We start from the raw sequence: 23357 nt of genomic DNA on the forward strand, positions 1-23357 counted from the left end.
CGGAAACTATTTAGGGGGATAAATTTATGAAAGTTAATAAAGTTGAGAAAATCTATCCATTGTCAAATATGCAAAAGGGGATACTGTTTCATGCTATTGAAGATAAAAATTCAGATGCATATTTTGAACAAATTATATTGGATATAAAAGGTTATGTAGATGAAACTATTTTTGAGGAAAGTTTCAACGAGATTATGAAACGGCACGAAGTGTTAAGAGCATCATTTAATTATAAATTGGACGAGCCATTACATGTAATATTAAGGGATAGAAAAATTAAGTTTAGCTATAATGATGTAAGTGATTTAGATTTAAACACTAAAGATTTATATGTGGAAAAATATATAGTAGATGATAAGGTGAAGGGCTTTGACCTAACAAAAGAAACCCTTATGAGAATTTGTTTGATCAAAACAAATGATAACTCATATAAAGTAATTTGGAGCTTTCATCATATATTACTTGATGGTTGGTGTATTGGGATTATATTAGATGAGTTATTTACTATCTATTCACATAAAATGAAAGGTGAAGAGCATCAATTAGAAGATCCTAGACCCTATAGTGATTATATAAATTGGCTAAATAATCAGGATAATGAAGAAGGATTGAAGTATTGGAGTAAGTATCTGGAGGGGTATGAGTTAAATGCTACCCTCCCTAAATTTAATAACTCTAGTGCTGGAAAGTATCAGAGAAGAGAAAAAGTGATAGAGTTTTCAAAAGAGTTAACTGATAAGATTACACAACTGGCAAATAAAAATAACGTCACCTTAAATACAGTGATGCAGAGTATTTGGGGGCTTATTCTAGCGAAGTATAACAATAGTGAGGATGTTGTTTTTGGAACAGTTGTCTCAGGCAGAGATGCAGCTGTAGAAGGTATAGAGAATATGTTAGGTTTATTTATAAATACAATACCAACTAGAATAAAGCTGCAAAGTGAAAAATCATTTAAAGAAGTTTTAAAAGCAACTCAACATGATGCAATAGAGGGTAATGATTATAATTATATTAATCTAGCCGAAGTTCAAGCTCTTAGCAACTTAAAAAGTAATCTTATTGATCATATATTAGTATTTGAAAATTATGCTATTGATGAAAAAGGATTGGAAGAAAAGGAAAGTGGATTAGGGTTCGAAGTTGTATCTGTAACCGACGAAGAGAGAAGTAATTATAGCCTAAGCCTTACTGTAGGAATAGGAGAGAAATTGAAACTAACAATTGTATATGATGAAAATGTATATGAAGAAAGACTAATCAATAATCTAGAGTGTCATATTCAAAATGTAACGAAGCAAGTTATCGAAAATGATGCTAAGAAATTGATCGATATAGATTTAATTTCAGAAGAGGAAAGAAACATCCTTCTTTATAAATTTAATGAAACAACCGTTGAATATCCTAAAGATAGGTTGATACATCAATTGTTTGAGGAACAGGTTGAGAAGACACCTGACCGTGTGGCAGTTAGCTTTAAAAGTAATAACCTAACTTATAGGGAATTAAATGAAAAATCAAATCAAATAGCTAGACTACTGCGAGAAAAAGGTGCTCAATCAAACACAATTGTAGGAATCATGGTCGATCGTTCTTTAGAAATGATTATAGGAATTATGGGGATTTTAAAATCCGGAGCGGCTTATTTACCAATTGATCCTGAGACTCCTAAAGAGAGAATTGACTACATGTTACAAGATAGTAATGTAAAAGTTTTATTGACTCAAGATAGATGTATAAGTCAACTTAATTTGAATGTGGAGTTAATTAATTTAGATCAAGAGAATTTTTTAAGGCTAAGTACAGATAATTTGAATTTGATAAATCATTCAAGTGATACAGCTTATATCATTTATACTTCAGGATCAACAGGAACACCAAAAGGAGTAGTTATTCCGCATTATAGTGCAATTAGAGTAGTTAAGAATACAAATTATATTGAAATTAATGAGAATGATACGATACTACAACTTTCGAATTATGCTTTTGATGGGTCTATATTTGATATTTATGGTGCGCTTCTAAATGGTGCAAAGTTAATAATGGTTGAGAAGGACACTGTATTAAGTCTTGTTAAACTAGCTAAGTTAATAAAGGAAGAACAAATAAGTATTATGTTTATTACCACAGCTTTATTTAATGCGCTTGTAGATTTAGAAATAGATTGTTTAGATAAAATAAGAAAAATATTATTCGGTGGTGAAAGAGTTTCAGTTTCACATGTGAACAAAGCCCTTGAGAAATTGGGCAAAGATAAAATTATTCATGTTTATGGTCCAACTGAAAGCACGGTATATGCTACTTATTATTTTGTTAATGAAGTAACTGAGGTTATCCCAATAGGAAAACCGTTAGCAAATACTTCGGTTTTTGTAGTAGATAAAAATTCTAACCTGCTTCCACTTGGTGTGCCTGGAGAACTATGTATTTCTGGAGACGGATTAAGTAAAGGGTATTTAAATAACGAGAGATTAACAGTTCAGAAATTCGTTCCAAATCCGTTCATTCTAGGAGAGAGAATGTATCGAACAGGAGACCTTGTGAGGATGTTACCTGATGGAAATATTGAGTTTTTAGGAAGAATTGACCATCAAGTTAAAATTCGTGGTTTCAGGATTGAACTGGGTGAGATAGAGAGTCAACTTCTAAAACATAAGGAAGTAAAAGAAGTTGTTGTTATCGCAAGAGAAGATAGTAATAATCATCAATATTTATGTGCGTACTTTACTTCCGAAACATCGAAGGGCGAGACTAGGGTTCAAGAAATTCGAAAGTTTTTGGCAAAAGAGTTACCAGAGTATATGATTCCTGCTTTTTTTGTTCAGCTAGACAAGCTACCACTTACTACAAATGGGAAAGTGGATCGAAAGGCTTTACCAAGTCCTGATGAAAGTTCGGTTGCAGGAGTAGTAGAGTATGAGGCACCAAGGAATATAGTCGAAGAAAAGCTTGTATCCATTTGGCAAGATATTTTAGATATAGAAAACATAGGAATTCAACACAACTTTTTTGAAATTGGAGGCCATTCACTGAAAGCGACTACGATGGTTTCTAGAATCCATAAGGAACTTATGGTGGAGCTACCTTTACGACAAATCTTCCAAACACCTACTATAAAAGGAATTGGAGAATATATTGACTCTACGAAAGAAAGTGTATATGCATCGATCAAAAAAGTAGAAGAACAGGATTATTATCCGCTCTCATCTGCCCAAAGAAGACTCTACATTTTAAACAAAATAGAGGGTAGCGGAGTATCTTATAATATGCCTTTCGCTATGAAAATAAAAGGTGATTTGGATGTTCATCAGCTTGAGAATGCATTCTATAAACTAATCGAAAGACATGAGGCCTTAAGAACTTCTTTCGTAATGGTAGATGGTGAACCAGTTCAAAAGATTGAAAAAGAGATAGATTTCCAAGTGACGTATAGAGAAATGGGTACCAATAAGCTAGATGATATGATTAATGGATTTGTTAAACCGTTTGATTTGGAGAAAGCTCCTCTTTTACGGGTTGAAATTATACATGTCACAGATGATGAGCACGTGATGGTCCTAGATATGCACCATATCATTTCAGATGGAGTTTCAATGAACATTTTAAATAGAGAGCTCTGTAAACTGTATGAAGGGAAAGAGTTATCCCCATTGGACCTACAGTATAAAGATTATGCAGTATGGCAAAAAGACTTGTTTACTCAAGAGGAAATGAAGAAGCAAGAAGAATATTGGATAAATGTTTTTAAAGAAGAAGTACCTATTTTAAATATGCCAGCAGATTATAAAAGGCCGCCGACACAAAGTGTTGAAGGGGCCCGAAGAAGTTTTGAAATAGATAGTGAGTTGACAAAGAAGCTTAATAGAATTGCAAAAGAAAATGGGGTTACCATGTATATGCTTCTGTTAGCTGGATATACAACTTTACTTTCAAGATATACGGGTCAAGATGATATTGTGGTAGGATCTCCAATTGCAGGAAGAAGCCATCATGATTTTGAAAATATTGTCGGAATGTTTGTGAATACCCTTGCGATGAGAAATTATCCAAATGAAGATAAAACATTTCGTAATTATTTAAGAGAAGTAAAAGAAAATGCATTAAAGGCGTATGAAAATCAAGATTATCCTTTGGATGAACTGGTTGAAAAGCTGGACTTACAAAGAGATATGAGTAGAAGTGCATTATTTGATACGATGTTTGTGCTACAAAACTTAGATACCTCTAATGAAGAGATTAAAGGGTTAAGTTTTGAAACATATGATAGTGAACTTAATATAGCAAATTTTGATTTGACATTATCAGCAGTAGAAACTAATAACATCATAAAATTTGATTTAGAATATTGTACAAAATTGTTTAAGAAAGAGACAATAGCTAAAATATCAGAGCACTTTGTTAGTATTTTAAGAGAAATTACTAATAATCAGGAAGTTTGTTTAGGTCAAATAGATATGCTTTCGGGAGAAGAAAAGCACATTCTTTTGAATGAATTTAATGAAACTTATATGGATTATCCAAAGAATAAAACCATTTATCAATTATTTGAGGAGCAGGTAGAGAGAACTCCAAACAAGGTTGCCGTAGAATTTGAGGGGCAACAAGTTACTTATAAGGAGCTCAATGAAAAATCCAATCAAGTAGCTAGAGTACTTTATGATAAGGGTGTTCATCCAGAAATGATTGTAGGAATTATGGTGGAACGTTCTTTAGATATGATTGTCGGTATCATGGGGATATTAAAATCAGGGGCAGCGTATTTACCAATAGACCCTGAATATCCTGAAGAGCGAATTAAATATATGGTAGAAGATAGTAACACAAAGTTCGTATTAACGCAGACTCATTTATACGATAAACTTCATTTTATCAATAATGAATGTATAACTAAAATCTCAATTAATGATGAAACAATAAAAAATCAAGAGCAAATTAATATGGAGAGGCGTAATAATAGAAATGATTTAGCCTATGTCATTTATACGTCTGGTTCCACGGGTTTACCAAAAGGGGTGTTAGTGGAACATCATTCCTTAGTCAATTTATGTAATTGGTATGTAGATTTTCATAAAATAACAGAAAGAGATCGAATTACAAACTATTTGAAAGTCTCATTTGATGCATCTATTGGAGAAATTTTCCCTTGTTTAATCACCGGAGCTACTTTGCATGTTTTAGGAAAAGATATTAGGCTTGATCTAGATAAATTAAATGAATATATGAATAGTAAAGACATAACAGTTGCAACATTCCCATCTAAGGTAAGTGAACAATTTATATTACAAGATAATCATTCTTTAAGAATGTTAGTATCCGGTGGCGAAAAGTTAATTTTAAATAAGAATACCCGCTATCAGCTTGTAAATGCCTACGGTCCAACCGAAAATACAGTAGTAACTACAAGTTTCTTAATGAATAAAAATGATGATAATATTCCAATTGGAAAACCAGTGTATAATACTAAAGTTTATATAGTAAATAAGTATAATCAGCTTTGTCCAATTGGAGTAACAGGAGAGTTATGTATATCTGGAGTTGGATTGGCAAGAGGTTATTTAAATAATCCAGCCTTAACTGCCGAGAAATTTGTGGAAAATCCTTTCGTCAGTGGGGAAAAAATGTATCGTACAGGTGATCTTGTAAGATGGATGCCTGATGGAAATGTTGAATTCATAGGAAGAATTGACCATCAAGTAAAAATACGTGGGTATAGAATAGAACTTGGTGAAATAGAGATCCAGTTGTTAAAACATCAAGATATAAAAGAGGTCGTAGTAGTAGCAAAAGAGGATAAGGAAAATCATACGTATATAAGTGCTTATATTGTGTCTGAAAAAGCAATATCTTCAGCCAAGATAAGAGAATTTTTAGAAAAGGAACTCCCTGATTACATGATTCCCTCTTATTTTGTTCAACTTGACCAGTTACCACTTACATCAAACGATAAAGTGGATCGAAAAGCACTTCCAGAACCAGATAGAAGTAGTCAATCAGGGGTAGAATATGAGGCACCAAGAAATGAAGTTGAAACACATCTTGTTGAGATTTGGAGGGATATCCTAGGCATAGAGGATATAGGGATAAATCATCATTTCTTTGTATCAGGTGGAGATTCTATTAAGGCTCTGCAAATTGTGTCCAGGTTGTCTAGAATAAATCTTAAGTTAGAAGTGAAAGATCTATTTGCAAACCCTAAAATTAAAGATCTTAGTAAGTATGTAAAAAAGCAAATCAAACAGTTAAAACCTTATGAAATAGTTACAGGAGAAGTAATATTATCTCCAATTCAAAAATGGTATTTTGAGAAAAATAAAGAAGAACTAGATCATTTTAATCAATCATTTATGCTGTTTAGGGAAGATGGATTTGATCGAAAGAGAATAGAGAGAGTCTTTAATAAGATATTAGAGCAGCATGATGCCCTTAGAATGATTTATAGAGAAAATGATGGAGAGATTATTCAGTATAATAGAGGCTATAAGGATAACCTCTTTGATTTATACGTTCATGATGTTGAGGGAGTAGAGAATAAGGAAGAGAAAATATATGAATTAGCGACAAATATCCAAAAGAAATCTTCCATCAAAAATGGTAAACTCGTTAATCTTTGTTTATTTAAAACGAATCAAGGTGATCATCTGCTTATTACCATTCATCATCTTGTAGTAGATGGAGTATCATGGAGAATAATATTAGAAGATTTTGAAACTCTATATTCTCAGGATTTAAGAGGTGAGAAGTTAGACGTTGGATTCAAAACTGAATCCTTTAAAGAATTTTCCTCTAAGCTGAGGGAGTATGCTAGTAGCAATAAATTATTAAAGGAAAAAGAGTATTGGCAAGAGATAGCAAATACTGAGGTTGCATTTATACCTAGAAAAAAAGAGCTCAAAAGTGACACATTCGAAAATAGTAAAACAGTTAGTATTTCTTTAAATAAGGAAAAGACTATAAGTTTATTAAGAGAATCCAATAGAGCATACAATACAGAAATAAATGACATATTGTTAACTTCCTTATTATTAGGTGCTAGAGAGATAACAAGTGAAAATTGTATAAAAATAAATATGGAGGGACATGGAAGAGAAGATATCTTAGAAAATGTAGATATTAGTAGGACTGTAGGTTGGTTTACAACTATGTATCCAGTACTTATAGATTTAGGCAATGAGACCGATCTTGCTACTAATATAAAAATGGTAAAAGAAATTTTAAGGAAAATTCCTAACAAGGGAATCGGATTTGGTATACTAAAATATTTATCAAAAGAGAAGTATCTATTAAATGAACAAAAAGCACCAATTTCATTTAACTATTTAGGTGAAATGGATAATGATGTTAACAGAAATGAATTTTCTGAATCAAAATTTTCTTATGGGGAAACAATTGGAGGAAAGATTTCAAGAAATAATTCGATAGAAATCAATTCGATAATTATTAATAATGAATTGGTTATAAATACTACCTTTAATGAGCTAGAGTTTGATGAACTAACAATCAGGAAATTAAATGATAAGTTTAAAGAAAGTCTTGAAACTATAATTGATCATTGTGTTAGTCAAATAGAGGTGGAAAGGACGCCTTATGACTATGGGGATACTAAATTAACTCTAAGTGAACTTAAGGATATTAAAGAGAAGTATAAAGATTTTGAAATTGAAAAGATTTACCCGTTAGCAAATATGCAAAAGGGAATGCTGTTCCATGCTTTGGAAAACAAAAATTCAAAAGCATATTTTGAACAAACTGTCATGGATATAACAGGATACATTGATGTAGAGATATTAAAAACAAGTTTTAATAAAATCATGCAAAGATACGAAATACTAAGAGCATCATTTGAATATGAAATAGTTGAGGAGCCTAGACAAATAATAATAGCGGATAGAGAAATAGGTTTTCAATATTGCGATATAAGTGAAAGAGGAACTATAGAAAAAGAGTTATTCATAAAAAATTATAGAGAAGAAGATACAGAAAAGGGATTTAACTTAAGTAAAGATACTTTAATGAGAGTATGTTTGATTAGAACAGATGAAAACTTATATAAATTGGTATGGAGTCATCACCATATTTTATTGGACGGTTGGTGTCTTGGAATCGTATTAGGTGAGTTATTCACTGTATATGGAAAATTAATAAATGGTGAAGAATATGAGTTAGAAGAAACGAAACCTTATAGCGATTATATAAAATGGCTGGAAGAGCAAGATAAAGAAGAAGGTAAAAGTTATTGGGAGCAATATTTAGATGGTTATGAAGAGAAAGCGCAAATACCAAAATTACAGATTACTAAGAATAATAGTGAGTATTTAAGAAGAGAAAAAGTAATTGAATTTTCGAACGAACTAACAAATAAGATTACACAGCTTGCTAATAGGAATAGCGTAACCTTTAATACAGTATTCCAGAGTATTTGGGGTATTATTTTGGCGAAGTATAACAATACAGACGAAGTAGTATTTGGAACTATTGTATCGGGAAGGGAAGCACCAGTAGACGGAATTGAAAAGATGATTGGTTTATTTATTAATGCCATTCCAACTAGAATAAATCTTGGAAAGAATCAGAAGTTTAAAGAGGTTTTAACGGTTGTACAGAGTGAAGCTATAGCTAGCAATAATTATAACTATATGAATTTAGCTGAAGTTCAAGCAATGAGTAAATTAAAGAATGATCTTATTGATCATATAATTGTGTTTGAGAACTATGCTGTTGATAAACGTATTGCCGGAAATGAAAAAATGGATATAGGTTTTGAGGTAGAAGATATACACGCAGAAGAGCAGAGCAATTATAGTTTTAGTATTGCTGCAACTCCAGGTGAGAAGTTAAATTTAGTTTTAACTTATGATGGCAATATTTATGATGACAAAATAATAGATAATATCGAAATGCACATTAAAAAAGTAACTGAACAAGTGATTGCAGATGAGAATAAGAAAATAAATGAAATAGACATAATTGCAGAAGAAGAAAGAACAACTTTATTGTATGAATTTAATGATACAAAAGTAGATTACCCAAAAGAGAAGACGATCCATCAATTGTTCCAAGAACAGGTAGAAAGGACACCTGAAAATATTGCAGTTGTGTTTGAAAATCAACAATTGACTTATTGGGAACTGAACGAAAAATCTAATCAAGTCGCTGCTCTGCTAAGAGAAAAAGGTGTGAAATCTAATACTGTGGTTGGTATTATGGTTGAACGTTCGATTGAAATGATAGTTGGTATGATGGCGATATTAAAAGCCGGGGGAGCATACCTTCCAATTGATCCAGAGTATCCAGAGGATAGAAGAAGATATATGTTAGAAGACAGTGGTATAGAAATATTGTTAAAACAAGAAAATAAACATGTAGATTATGATTTAACTTGTATTGATATAAATGTACAAAAGATTAAGGATAGATTTACAGAAAACTTGCCTAGTCTAAATAAGTCCTCTGACATGGCTTATATAATATACACTTCAGGTTCAACTGGAAAACCAAAGGGTGTTATGGTGAATCATAAATCTATTCTCAATACGTTATGTTGGAGAATAGAATCATATCAATATAATGAAAGTGATATTACGTTACAGATGCCTTCTTTCTCTTTTGACAGCTCTGTTGAAGATATTTTTACTACTTTGCTTTCTGGAGGTAAATTAATTTTAATAGAAGATATAAGAATGAATTTCAGTAAATTTATAAATATTATTCAAAATAATAAAGTAACTAATTTGTTAGCTGTTCCAAGTTATTATAATAATCTATTAAACACTATTGATAAGCCTTTAGTAGATTTAAGATTTGTGACAATTGCAGGTGAAGGTTTTAATGAAAATTTAATTACAAAACATTTTCAGAAAATGCCTCACGTAAAATTGTTTAATGAATATGGTCCAACAGAAAATAGTGTTTGTTCTACAATATGTGAATTAAAACAGGAAGATCAGAAGGTACTTATTGGTAAACCAATAAGTAATAACAGGGTTTATATCCTTGATATGGAAAATAATTTAGTGCCATTAGGAGTTGCAGGTGAACTTTGTGTAAGTGGGGAAGGTTTGGCACGTGGTTATTTAAACAGACCAGAGCTCACAGCGGAGAAGTTTGTTCCAAATCCATTCATTCCAGGGGAAAGGATGTACCGGACAGGAGATCTTGCAAGGTTATTACCTAATGGGAATATCGAATTTTTAGGTAGAATTGACCATCAAGTGAAAATTCGAGGTTTCAGGATTGAACTTGGTGAGGTAGAGAATCAACTTTTGAAACAGAAAGAGATTAAAGAAGCCGTTGTCATCGCAAGAGAGGATAATAATGGTCAACCATATTTATGTGCTTATTTTACGTCTGAAACACGTAAGAAAGAATCCAAATTACAAGAAATTCGGAAGGATTTGGCGCAAGAGCTTCCAGAGTATATGATTCCTGCGTTTTTCGTTCAGTTGGATAAACTACCACTTACAGCAAATGGAAAAGTGGACCGAAAGGCCTTACCAGAACCTGATGAAAGTGCAGTTGTGGGAGTAGAGTATGAGGCACCAAGGAATGAAGTCGAAGAAAGACTTGTATCCATTTGGCAGGAAATTTTAGGAGTGGAAAAAATCGGTATCAACCAGCACTTTTTTGAAATAGGAGGTCATTCTCTTAAAGCAACTACGATGGTTTCTAAAATCCATAAGGAACTTATGGTGGAGATACCTTTACGACAAATCTTCCAAACACCTACTATAAAAGGGATTGGAGAATTTATTGACTCTACAAAAGAAAGTGTATATGCATCGATCAAAAAAGTAGAAGAACAAGATTATTATCCACTTTCATCTGCACAAAAAAGACTCTATATTTTAAACAAAATAGAGGGTAGCGGAGTATCTTACAATATACCGTTCGCCATGAAGATAAAAGGTGATTTGGATGTTCAGCAACTTGAGAAGGCTTTCCATAAATTAATCGAAAGACATGAAGCTTTAAGAACTTCTTTTGTAATGGTAGATGGTGAACCAGTTCAAAAGATTGAGAAAGACATAGATTTCCAAGTGACGTATAGAGAAATGGGTGCCAATAAGCTAGATGATATGATCAATGGATTTGTTAAACCGTTTGATTTGGAGAAGGCTCCTCTTTTACGGGTTGAAATCATACATGTTACAGATGATGAGCACGTGATTGTATTAGATATGCACCATATTATATCGGATGGTGTATCAATGGGGATCTTTACACAGGAATTAGCTGAGTTATACAACGGGAAAGAATTATCTCCATTAAGCATTCAATATAAAGATTATTCTGTATGGCAAAGAGAATTGTTTACTCAAGAAGAAATGAAAAAACAAGAAGAGTATTGGATGCATGTATTTAAAGAAGAAGTACCAGTACTAAATATGCCGACAGATTATAAAAGACCGCCAATTCAAAGTACAGAAGGTGACCTTGTACATTTTGAAATTGATAGTGACATATATGTTAATCTTAAGAAGATGGCGAAGGAACATGGTGTGACGCTGTATATGCTTCTGTTAGCGGGATACACAACACTGCTTTCAAAATATACGGGGCAAGAGGAAATCGTAGTGGGATCTCCAATCGCAGGAAGACCTCATGATGATTTGAAACAGATTATGGGTATTTTTGTTAATACTCTTGCAATGAGAAATTATCCAAAACGAGACGTTTCATTCCAAGATTATTTAAAAGAAGTTAAAGAGAATGCTTTAAAAGCCTATGAAAATCAGGATTATCCATTTGATGAATTAGTTGAAAAATTAGATTTAAAGAGAGATATGAGCAGAAGTGCTTTGTTTGATACAATGCTCGTCTTACAAAACTTTGACTATGATGATTTTGAAATACAAGGTTTAACTTTCTCACCATATCAAATGAAGGCGCATGTATCTAAATTTGATTTAACACTTACCGCTGTTGAAGAAGAGCGTAGTATCAAATGTGTATTAAATTACAGAACTAAATTATTTAAGAAGGAAACTGTAGAAAGATTAGCTAAACATTTAATCCAGGTTTTTAAAGAAATTATTGAGAAGCCAGAACAAAGCATTCAGGATATTATGTTGCTTTCAGAAGAAGAAGTGCAGATGCTATTGCAGGATGATAAAGATACAAAAGCTGATTATCCGAAAGATAAAACAATTTCACAATTATTTGAGGAACAGGTGAAACGAACACCTCACCATGTAGCCGTGGTATTTAAAAATCAGAAACTTACGTATCTGGAACTGAATGAAAGAGCGAATCAAATGGCAAGGTTGCTTCAAGAAAAAGGAGCAAAGCCAGGGATAACAGTAGGTATGTTAGTGGAAGAATCTCTTGAAATGATTATTGGAATTATGGCCGTATTAAAAGCAGGAGCGACTTACTTACCAATAGATCCTGAACAACTGGATAAAAGAACGAATGTCATTTTAAAGGATAGTAATGCTAGCCTATTGATAGTAAAAGGAGAAAGGAAAGAAACTCTCCAATTTAATGGAGAAATAATCTCCATGGAAGATGATTCTATAAAAGAGAGGGATACATCAAATTTATTAGTCAATTATAAATGGAATCATAATGCGTATATCATTTATACATCAGGTTCGACTGGTACACCTAAAGGTGTATGTGTTCAGCACAACAACGTTGTAAACTACATGACTTGGTTTACAAAGGAAGCGAATCTAAAAGAAACAGATAAGGCAATGTTAGTATCTTCCTATGCATTTGACTTGGGCTATACAAGTCTATATTCATCACTTTTAAATGGATGTGAACTGCATCTCGTTACAAAAGAAGTATATACTAATGCTCAGAAGGCATTACAGTATATAGAAGAACAAGGGATTTCTTATTTGAAATTAACACCGTCTCTCTTTAACGTCTTGGTGAATGATCCGAGTTTCTCAAATAATCAGAGCTGTAAAACTTTGAGATTAGTCGTGTTAGGTGGAGAGAAAATCAATCCAATAGATGTTGAAAAATTCTATACACATTACCCAAATCATGCGGTAATGAATCACTATGGACCTACAGAGGCGACAATTGGTTCGGTATATCAAGTTATTGAATATGATACAATGGCAGCTTTCAAAGAATGCCCTGTGATTGGGAGACCAATTCAGAATATGAAGGCTTACGTAGTGGATCAACAAATGAAACTTGTCCCAGAAGGTGTTTATGGTGAATTATGCTTATCAGGAGATGGCGTAGCAAGTGGATATTTAAACAGAGCAGATTTGACAGAAGAAAAATTTGTTCAAAATCCGTTTGAACCAAATAAAAAAATGTATCGGACAGGGGATCTTGCTCGAAGACTATCAGATGGTAGAATTGAGCTTGCAGGTAGGATTGACGGTCAAGTGAAAATAAGAGGTTATCGAATTGAAACAGAAGAGATTAAGCGTCATTTAGTTAAACACGAACAAATTAAAGAAGCATTCGTGATTGATCGAGAAGGTCAGGACGGAAGAAGATATCTATGTGCATATATTACGTCCCAGAGGGACCTATCATTTGAAGAATTAAGAGCGTACTTAAAAGTAGAAATCCCTGAATACATGATTCCATCTTATTTTGTTCAGATGGAGCGTATTCCACTTACGGCAAATGGAAAAGTAGACGAAAAAGCCTTACCAGAGCCAGATGTGAGTAAGGGAGTAGATTATGAAAAGCCAAGAAATCAGGTAGAAGAAAAACTTGTGAAGGTATGGGAAGATATATTAGGAGTCAAGCCAATTGGGATTAGCCATAACTTTTTTGCTTCGGGTGGAGATTCTATTAAAGCTTTACAAATTATCTCACGTTTATCACGAGAAGGTATCACGTTAGAGATGAAAGATCTATTTACCTATCCGGAAATCAAGTTTTTAAGCAACTATGTCAATATTGAGACAATACAAGAAGGCTCTTATGAAATTGAAACAGGAGATGCGTTGCTCACTCCAATTCAAAAAGCGTATTTTATGAATGGAAAAGAAGAAGTAAATCATTATAATCATGCAGTTATGTTGTATAGGAAAGATGGATTCCGTGAGGAAATGATAAAAGAAGTTATGGAAGCAATTTTTGTACATCATGACGCATTACGAATGATTTATAAAGAGGAGAATAATGAAGTAATTCAATTCAATCGAGAAGTGGAAAAAAATCAATTTGGTTTTAATGTTTATGACGTTTCGAGAGAAGATAATCCAGATGTGAAAATTCAAGAACTTGCGACAATATTGCAGAAGAAAATTGATATACAAGAAGGACCTCTTGTAAATGTAGCACAGTTTAAGACGAATGTTGGAGACCATCTGTTACTTATTATTCATCACCTTGTGGTGGATGGAATCTCTTGGAGAATCCTATTTGAAGATTTTGCACTTGGATACAGCCAGCTAATGAAAGGCGAACCAATAGCGTTTTATCCAAAAACGACTTCTTATAAAGAGTATGCTACTCAGCTCAACGAGTATGCTAAGAGTGCAAAAATCCTTAGAGAAAAGCAATATTGGGTGAACACATTAAAGGATAATGTTAACTTTTTAGAGAAAAAAGAGGAAGTTGGACTATTCCGATATGAGGATAGTGATACTTTTAGTACCGCTCTCGGAATAGAGGAAACAAGCCGATTGTTAAGAGAAACAAATCAAGCATATCATACTGAAATCAATGATTTACTGATTAGTGCTCTTTTAATAGCTACAAGGAGAGTAACTGGTGAAAATAAAATTAGGATTAGTCTAGAGGGCCATGGTAGAGAACGGATTATAAAAAATGTAGATATTAGCCGAACAGTTGGATGGTTTACAACCAAATATCCTGTATACATCAATTTAGGAGATGAAAAGGACCTTTCAATGACTATTAAAACAGTGAAAGAGTCTCTTAGAAGAATTCCGAATAAGGGAATAGGCTATGGGGTTTTAAAACAATTGAGTGGAGATCCAGATTTATGGCATATTGAACAGCCACCTATTTTGTTTAATTACTTAGGTCAAATGGATGCAGATCTCAATAATACAATCTTTTCTTCTTCTTGGATATCGGCAGGAGAGTCGATTGGAGGTAAACATACAAGAGAAACACCTATAGAAATGAATGCTATTGTCTTAGATGGAAAGCTCACTATTGATACGACTTATAATACAAAAGTATATGCAGAGGATGTCGTAGTGGAGTTTACAGAAGCTTTCAAGGCTGCTCTTCTTGATGTAATCCATCATTGCATTTCTAAGGAACAGGCTGAAAAAACACCATTTGACTATGGAGACAAAGAATTAAGCTTCGAACAACTAGAGGAAATCAAGGCGAAAAATAGGTGGGGAGAAATAGAAAAGATTTATCCATTAGCTAATATGCAGCAGGGTATGCTATTCCATGCATTAGAAGATCCACAATCAGGTGCATACTTTGAACAACTTGTCATTGATGTCAAAGGGTTTATTGATGTCAACTTATTCGAGGAAAGTTTGAACGATATTATGAAAAGACATGAAATCCTTCGGACAGCAATTGAATATGAAATTACAGAACAACCAAAAAATGTAATTATAAAAGGTCGAAAGATTGGCTTTAGATACCGAGATATTAGACAGCAAGGAATAGATCAGCAAAAAGAAAGTATAACAACCTACATTGAACAAGATCGAGAAAAAGGTTTTGATTTTAGTAAAGATGTCTTAATTAGACTGGAACTTATTCAAACTGATGATAAGGCTTATACAATTATATGGAGTAATCATCACATCTTGTTCGATGGATGGGGCAGAGGTATTATTTTGGGAGAATTGTTCCATATCTATGGAAACAAACAAGTAGGACAGTATCCTAATTTAGAAGAGCCAAGACCATATAGTGATTATATTAGATGGTTAGGAGAACAGGAAAAAGAAGAGGGAATTCAATATTGGAAACAATATTTAGCAGGATATCAAAAACCTGCGAAAGTTCCATCGTTCAAAATTGATAGTACAAGAGAGTACCATGGACAAGAGACGCTCATTGAATTTTCAAGGGAGCTTACGAAAAAAATGACTGAATTGGCTAATCAAAATAATGTTACGTTAAACACTGTGCTACAAACTTTATGGGGGATTATTTTAGCCAAGTATAATCATACAGACGATGTTGTATTCGGTTCTGTCGTTTCTGGTAGAGATGCCAAAGTAGCTGGAATTGAAAAAATGGTTGGATTATTCATTAATGCAATTCCAACGAGAATTAATATAAAAGAACAGAAGAGCTTTAAAAATATTTTAAAAGAGGTACAGCAACAAGCAATAGAAAGCCAAGCATACAACTATATGAATCTTTCAGATATACAGTCTCTTAGTGATTTAAAAAGGGATTTAATTGATCATGTAATGATTTTTGAGAATTATGCACTTGATGAACGTTTACTTCAGGAAGAAGAAAGTAAGAGTAGTTTCGTATTTAAGGATATTAAAGGGATTGAACAAACCAACTATGGATTTACAATAGTTGTCGTTCCAGGTGAACAGCTTATTCTCAAAATATCATATGATGGAAATCTCTATTCAGAAAAACTCATCCAGAACATAGCAAATCATCTGAAAAATGTTACGGACCAAGTTGTGCAGGATGAACATAAAAATGTGAATCAATTAGAAATCCTTTCAAAAGAAGAAAAGCATTATTTCTTGAATGAGTTTAATGAAACAAAGGCAGAGTATCCAAAAGAAAAAACAATTCATCGCTTATTTGAAGAACAGGTAGAACGGACTCCAAATAAGGTAGCTGTGGTATTTGATAAGCAGCAACTTACTTATAAAGAACTTAATGAAAAATCTAACCAAATAGCTAGGATACTCCAGAATAAAGGAGTTCAACCAGACACAGTTGTAGGTATCATGCTTGAACGTTCTCTAGAGATGATTATAGGAATTATGGGGATTTTAAAATCTGGAGCAGCATATTTACCAATAGATCCTGAATATCCTGAAGAGCGAATTAAGTATATAGTAGAGGATAGTGGAACAAATATAATACTTACAAAAGGTAAAGATGCAGTGAGGTTAAGCAAAGAAATAGTATTTTTAGATGAAGAGTACAATCATTATTCTACTGAAAATATAAAAGTAACAAGTAATACTAACAATCTAGCTTATATGATTTATACTTCGGGTTCTACAGGTATGCCAAAGGGAACTATGCTGAAGCAACGAGGCCTAGTCAATTATATAACATGGGCAAATAAGGAATATGTCAAAGGAGAGGCCTTAGATTTTGCCTTGTATTCATCTTTCTCATTTGACCTTACAATTACATCATTATTCACACCATTAATTGCTGGAAATAAAATAGTTATTTACAATAATGATGGGGATGAACCAATTATAAGAAAAATCTTTAAGGATAATAGAGTAGGTATAGTAAAATTGACACCATCCCATTTAAGGTTGATAAGAGATATTGATAACAGCAATTCAAATATAAAACGATTAATAGTGGGTGGAGAAGATTTAAAGACTGAGTTAGCAAGAGAGATTTCAAAAAGTTTCAATCATAATGTTGAAATCTATAATGAGTATGGTCCAACAGAAACAACAATTGGTTGTATGATTTATAAATATAGCCTTAATGACGATAAACACATATCGGTACCTATTGGGAAGCCAATTGATAATGTTCAAATTTATATATTGGATGATAATCAAAAGATATTACCAGTAGGAATAGAAGGAGAACTTTATATAAGTGGAGATGGTGTTGCTACAGGTTATTTAAATAGACCTGAATTGACAGCAGAAAAATTTATATCAAATCCATATGTACCTGGAGCAAAGATGTATAGAACAGGGGATCTTGCAAGATGGTTGCCTAGTGGAAATATCGAATTTATAGGGAGAACTGACCATCAAGTAAAAATTCGTGGTTATAGAATTGAATTAGGAGAAATAGAGAATCAAATTCTAAAATTAGATAATATAAAAGAAACAAAAGTTGTTGCAAGAATAGACGGTGAGAATAGTCAGTATCTTTGTGCATATGTTGTTTTAGAGAATAAAGAAAAAGCAATTACTGTTACAGAGATGCGAAGATATTTATCAAAAGAACTTCCAAATTATATGATACCGGCATTTTTTACACAGCTTAAGGAATTACCGTTGACAACAAATGGCAAAATAGATGTAAATTCATTACCAGCACCAGATGGAAATGTCAAATATGAATTAGAATACGAACCGCCAAGAAATGATTTAGAAGAAAAAATTGTTAGCATATGGGAAGAAATTTTAAATATCAAAAAAATAGGTATGAATACTAATTTATTTGATATCGGAGCGAACTCTTTAAACGTTATGACATTTGTTTCAAGGATAGTTGCAGATTTAAACTTTAGAGTACCGTTTAAAGATGTATTTGATAAACCTACAGTCCGAAGTTTTTCAGCGTTCTTAGAAGGTGCAAAAGAAATGTTAAAGGATTATACAGAGGATTGTATTCAACTTAGTAGCTCAACAAGCACCAATAAAAAACTATTTTGTTTCCCACCTGCTGCTTCAATAGGAATAGCATATATGGGGCTAGCAAAGCATATTGAGTCATATTCGGTTTACAGTTTTAATTTTATTAAATCTGAAAATAGAATTGCACAATATGTTAAAATAATAAAAGATATTCAATCAGAAGGACCGTACACATTAGTGGGATATTCAGCTGGTGGAATTCTTGCCTTCGATGTGGCAAAAGAATTGAATAGACAAGGTTTAGAAGTAGAAAATCTTATTCTTATTGATTCAAAATACCGTACGATTGTAGAACAGAATCTTTATACAGAGGAAGAGTGTAAGAGAGAACTTCATGAAAAATTCAATCTGAAAAAATATAAAGATTTAGAAAAATTAGCTAATGATTATTTGATAGAATTAATTATGAAGTCTTATATGTATGTACAGAGTACAACAACAAATGGCAGTATTGATGGAAATATAAGTTATATAAAATCAGTAAAAGAAAAAGAAGATGAAAATAATTTACTGTGGGAGAATGCTACTACGAAGAATTTCAGGATAATTCAAGGGTACGGAACCCATATGGAAATGTTATCAAATTCAAAGCTAGACATTCTTAAAAAGAATGCTAATATAATAAACGACATATTGGCGTTTGAAACAGTTTAATTTTTGAGAATTGGCATTTCTTTAAAGAAATGCCAATTTTCTTATTTTGATGCCTTGTAAATTAAAGAGAATAAGAGCAATAATTTTGGACATGTATAATAGAAATTATGAAAGCAGGTGTTATTTTGCGAGAAATTAGAATTCTTATAGCGGATGATGAAAAAGAAATTAGAGATTTATTAAAAAAATATATGGAGCGAGAATTATATAAGGTTGATGTTGCTATAGATGGCGAGCACGCTCTTTCGTTATTTAATAAAAACAAATATGATCTGTTTATATTAGATCTTATGATGCCAAAAATTGATGGGATTGAGGTCTGCAGAAAATTAAGAGAAAAAACGAATGTTCCTATTCTTATGCTCACTGCTAAAAATCATGAAACTGATAAGATATTAGGTTTAAGTATGGGCGCAGATGATTATATTACAAAACCTTTTAGTATAAATGAGGTAGTAGCTAGAGTTAAAGCTCTTATGAGGAGATTTTTAGTTTTAGGAAGTGAAGCAGGGGATAGAGAACAAACACGTATAGAGTTTAAAGAAATCTCAATTGATATGAAAAAATATACTGTTTTCAAAGAGGGGAAAGAGATTCCTTTAACTGCAAAAGAGATGGAACTACTAAGGTTTTTTGCTTTAAATCCGGAGCAAGTGTTTACAAAATCTCAGTTGTTCCGTAATGTTTGGGGGGACAACTATTTAGAAGATGATAATACTGTCATGGTCCATATTCGAAAACTTAGAAAAAAAATAGAAGTGGATCCCTCTAATCCTCAATTAATACAAACAGTTTGGGGAATCGGATATAAGTTTGTAGGTGACCAAAATGTATAGCGATAAAATTATCTTGCTTAATATTCTTCAATTATTATGTATTATAGGACTTTTTTTTACAGATTTAAATAATCAGCTATTAGGAATAAATAAACTTGTTTTGTACATAGTACTATTTTTCTTTACGACTTTTCTCTTACTTATAAGGTTCCACTTCGTTAATCGTTTGAAAATAATGATTGAGGAGTTACAACGTGTAATTAAAGGGAATTTAACAACAAGGTTAATTGTAAATGAAGATAATGTATTTAATAAAATGATATTTTCTGTGAATGAATTAATTGAACAGTTAGAGAGAGTTCAAATCGAATCCATTAAAGCTCAAAATGCGAGAAAAAGGCTCTTATCAAGTATTTCTCATGATATCAGAACTCCTCTTACATCTATTATAGGATATATTGATGCTTTAAAAGATGATATAGCTGTTTCTCGAGAAGAGAAAAAAGAGTATCTTGAAATTATTTCAAAAAAATCCAGCAACTTAAAGCAATTAATCAATGAAATATTTAATATGGCAAAGCTAGATGCAGATGAAGTTTTAATAAATTCTGAATCTCTAGAGTTAACTGAAATTACCAGAGAAGTATTAATTGAGTATTTGCCTGAAATCAAGAAGAATAATTTGGAGTTAAAGCTTAGTTTACCAAAAACAAAATGTTTTATCACGGCTGATTATCTAAGTATTATAAGAATTATAGATAACCTAATAAAAAATGCTATTTTATATGGGAAAGAAGGAAAAGTACTTGGAATAGAACTCATGGAATCAAATCAAGAATTCCAATTGCTTGTTTGGGATAAAGGACAGGGAATCGCGGAACATGATTTAGATCATGTATTTGAACGAATGTATCGTGGTGACCAATCAAGAAATTCTATTAATGGAGGTAGCGGATTAGGGCTTGCTATTGCTAAATCCTTAGTAGAAAAAAACCAGGGCAGGATATGGGTTGAAAGTAATCCATGGAATAAAACAGTTTTTGGTATCTCTTTTCCAAAAACAGAAAAGGTTTAATAAATATAGATAATATATGGTTTAAATTAAAATTTGTCCCAAATAATGTAGTAAAGTTGTTATACAATATAGGTTTACGTATTAGTGACCTCTTAAAACTAAAGGTTGCAGGCTTGAAAGGGAGTTATATCTTAATGCTTGAAATGAAGAGCGGTAAGCAGTAATGTATCTAGATTACTGCCGCATTAAGAAGAGATTTAAATAGGTACATTGGAGATATGGAAGACCATGAGTATCTAACAGAAGACCAAGCACGTCTTATGCGTCAAACCTTCGGTTGTATACGTTTCGTGTATAACAGAATGTTAGCTGAACGGAAAGAAGCGTATGAAAAATATAAAGATGATAAGGATCAACTAAAGAAACAAATGCTTCCCAATGCTGCAAAATACAAAGCAGAATTTGATTGGTTAAAAGAAGTTGATTCATTAGCTTTGGCAAATGCTCAACTAAACTTGCAAACTGCCTATAAAAATTTCTTTCGTGGTCAAAATGACTTCCCAACATTCAAAAGCAAAAAAGACAGAAAGTCTTATACAACGAATGTAGTGAACGGAAATATTATATTGCTTAACGGTCATATCAAATTGCCAAAACTGAAAATGGTACGTATCAAACAGCATAGAGAAATACCACAAGGCCATATAATCAAGTCATGTACGATTTCTATGACACCTACTGGTAAATACTATGTGCCCATTTTGACTGAATACGAAAAAGAGATCGTACAAAAAGAAGTAGAAACAGTTGTTGGATTAGACTTTGCGATGGATCAATTATACGTCAGTTCTGAGGATGAGAGAGCCAATTATCCTAAGTTCTATCGTGAAATGTTAGACCGATTAGCAAAGGCTCAACGAGTATTATCAAGACGTACAAAAGGTTCAGGGCGTTGGAATAAACAACGTATCCGTGTAGCTAAGCTGCATGAAAAAGTAGCAAACCAACGTAAGAACTTCCTTCATCATAAGTCTAAAGAGTTAGCTACTCATTTTGATGTTGTAGCTATTGAAGATCTAAATATGAAGGGAATATCGCAAGCACTTCATTTTGGAAAAAGCGTCGCTGATAATGCTTGGGGTATGTTCACTTCTTTCTTAGCTTATAAACTAAATGAACAAGGCAAACAGCTTGTGAAAATAGACAAATGGTTTCCTTCCACAAAAATATGTAGCAGTTGTGGAAATGTGAAAAATATGTCATTGTCTGAGCGAGTCTATTTTTGTATATGCGGTGTAAATCTCGATAGAGATTTACACCGCAGCTATCAATATCAAAAATGAAGCAATACGCCTATTAGCGTTATCATAGATAGCAATAAAATAACCCTTGGAACAAGGGAGTTAGCTCGGCTGTCTTAGGACGAATTCGTTAGCTACAAAAGTAACGACTAACCGAGAAGCCCCCACTTCAAACAGTCCGTTAGGACGTTAAGTGGCGGGTAGTTCACCGCTACTAATAGCTAGAACATAAAACATTTTAAAAAGCCTTACTACTGTAAAATTAAATGTAGTAAGGCTTTTTTATTTTATAAATATGTCATGCTTTTTGTCCATTAAAAAGGAGGGAATATGAAATTGACATCAATCTAAGTTGTAACTATAATAGTTGCAGTTCGTTTCGTGAACTAATTCGAACTTTTTTGTTAATGATAGTATATTTTCATTCCTTTTTAAGTGTGACAGTTAGAAACTAACTATAATTCAATAGAGGATTAGATTCTATCTCATATTTAAAGAGTAGATAAGTTGTGCCATCCAAATTTACGATGCGAAAATGCTTAAAAAAATCACATTTTTCAATGTATCCTATTTCGAATTCTCAGTATTAAAAATTGTAAACATCTACAAAAAGTTAATAAGGCTGTTGTGTGTAGAAAGAAATCTTTTAAAAAGGTCATAATATACATAATAGGTTGCACACATTTTAATTAGTAGGAGTTGTGCTACTATCAAGACCTTTTTAATAAAAGTATAGAAAAAACTCAAGAAGGTGAGTCCATTGCGTAAACATGCATATGTGCAATTTTATGTATTGCTATTGGCTTTAATAGCTTATATAAGTTTTTGCGTTATATTTTTATTTGTTTTTCCGAATCTTTATTTTGTATCAGATTTTAATATCCGGCTATCATCTTTAGTTGTTGAAACTACTGTATTTATCTCATTACTGTATTCTATATTATCCAGAAAAATTAAGTTAGGAGTATTCTGGGTTTGTATTACTATTGCGATAGGGTGTTTCTTGATAGGGAATTTCATATCTGCTTTTCAAGTACTTAATGTAGAATTACCAATCCAAAATTTTAATATCTCTGATGTATTTTTGTTGTTTTTCTTATTCTTCTTTCTTTTTGCGTTCTTCTATAAAATTATGATGGAATGT

The 23357-nt window shown here is 32.4% G+C and carries 3 protein-coding genes and 2 pseudogenes; all 5 read left to right on the top strand.

Going from position 1 to position 23357, the window contains the following annotated elements:
• Positions 1–26 precede the first annotated feature (26 nt).
• Positions 27–19121, top strand: a complete 19095-nt coding sequence (locus DN404_RS06515) for a non-ribosomal peptide synthetase (protein ID WP_149214871.1) — start codon at positions 27–29, stop codon at positions 19119–19121.
• 125 nt (positions 19122–19246) lie between these two features.
• Positions 19247–19957, top strand: coding sequence for a response regulator transcription factor (locus DN404_RS06520; RefSeq protein WP_001206988.1), 711 nt, complete (start codon positions 19247–19249; stop codon positions 19955–19957).
• Positions 19950–20972 carry a sensor histidine kinase gene (locus DN404_RS06525; RefSeq protein WP_179951859.1) on the top strand — a complete coding sequence of 341 codons (1023 nt, stop codon included), beginning with the start codon at positions 19950–19952 and terminating at the stop codon, positions 20970–20972. The genes DN404_RS06520 and DN404_RS06525 overlap by 8 nt, the downstream gene beginning before the upstream one ends.
• Before the next feature lie 218 nt (positions 20973–21190).
• Positions 21191–22283: pseudogene (locus tag DN404_RS06530) on the top strand (RNA-guided endonuclease TnpB family protein).
• 690 nt (positions 22284–22973) lie between these two features.
• Positions 22974–23357: pseudogene (locus DN404_RS06535) on the top strand (GGDEF domain-containing protein); the annotation flags it as partial.

Origin of the sequence: Bacillus sp. TE8-1, assembly GCF_008368855.1 — a bacterium.
GTDB classification, from domain to species: domain Bacteria; phylum Bacillota; class Bacilli; order Bacillales; family Bacillaceae_G; genus Bacillus_A; species Bacillus_A cereus.

Excerpts from the sequence above, each read along its gene's own strand:
- DN404_RS06515 (WP_149214871.1), top strand. The coding sequence starts at position 27 with ATGAAAGTTAATAAAGTTGAGAAAATCTATCCATTGTCAAATATGCAA.
- DN404_RS06525 (WP_179951859.1), top strand. The coding sequence starts at position 19,950 with ATGTATAGCGATAAAATTATCTTGCTTAATATTCTTCAATTATTATGT.